The organism is Capnocytophaga sp. oral taxon 863 str. F0517, assembly GCF_000466425.1.
Taxonomy (GTDB): domain Bacteria; phylum Bacteroidota; class Bacteroidia; order Flavobacteriales; family Flavobacteriaceae; genus Capnocytophaga.
Genome location: NZ_KE992133.1, coordinates 1 through 1306, shown reverse-complemented (window position 1 = coordinate 1306; position 1306 = coordinate 1). Strand labels below are relative to the sequence as shown.

1 protein-coding gene is annotated in these 1306 nt (G+C 28.3%); it reads right to left on the bottom strand.

The genetic code is table 11. The features are described 5' to 3' along the window. Positions 1 to 19 precede the first annotated feature (19 nt). A complete protein-coding gene (locus HMPREF1551_RS05985; RefSeq protein WP_021628175.1) occupies positions 20 to 1186 on the bottom strand; it encodes an IS4 family transposase in 1167 nt (388 codons plus the stop codon). Positions 1187 to 1306 lie beyond the last annotated feature (120 nt).

The window sequence follows — 1306 nt, the reverse complement described above, 5'->3', positions numbered from 1 at the left end:
TACTGCTGTTGCGTTGTTTTTAGATAGTAAATAAATTGGGTTCTTGATAATCATATTGGTTGTCTTGTACATTGGTTATCAATTCTTTAATAGGAGTTTTAACAAATACAGACAGTCCTAAAACTTGTATAATTTCATATATAGAATATTGACTATCAAGCATTTTCTTTATATAAGCTATAAGTAGATAGCTTATAATTGCTATCCAAATATGAGTTTTAACGGCATTTTCAGAATGCCCCCATAAATGTTTTATTGTCAAATTTTGCTTTATCCATTTGAAAAAAACTTCTATTTGCCAACGATTTTTATATAAATTAGCGATTTCATATGCTGTAATTTCAAAATTATTAGTCAAAAATTCAAATAATTCATTTTTTTCAGTATCATAATACCCTATTAAACGTAATTTTTCAGGATATAATAGTTTTGATTTGTATTCAAGCATTTGAATAACTCTATCATAGCGTAATCCTATAGCCTCATCTATATTAAAATTAGATTCAACTAATTGATATTTGATATTTTTCTTTGCTCTTGTTATAAAAAATGCTTCAAGAGAATGTATTCTATAGAGAGCTTTTAAGTCAATATAAGCCTTGTCCATGACATAGATATTATTTTTTAAAGGTAGTATAACATCTAACATATTGCTATCATGATATTTACCATCTGTTATATGGATAAAAGTAGGAATATTACCTCTTAGGTCAAGTAAAGTATGAACTTTCACAGCACCACGAGAATATTTACCTACCGCCCAAGATAATAAATTGATACTTACAGAGATAGTAGTTGAATCAAGGGCATAAATATCATTAGGAATATTAACTTTTTTGATAGGTTCATCTATATAAAGAGGTCTCACCTTCTTTATGAGGTACTCGCCGAAATCAGCAAAGATACGCCAGTCTCTTTTTTCTAAGGCTCGTGAAAGGCTTGAAACATTAACAGATTGTTTTATACCTAAATGATAGAGCTTGTTTGAATGGCTCTCTAAACATAAGCAAATGTTTCTCAATGAATTACGAGCTGTTAATTGCCCAAAAATAAGCTGTAGAAATAGGTTCCAGCAATTCAGATCTCGAACACCTAAGTCACCATCATAACGTTTAACACATTTATTAAATTCATACCTATTTATGAATTCTATAATTTGATAGAAAATGTATTTCCCTGAGTTCATTGCATTTAGATAAAATGCAAATTTAGCTCAATTCAAATGTCAAAAAAAATACATCCTTGTGAAACATTATATATCAATAAGTTACAATAAAAAATAAAAAATCAACGCAACACCAGTAAA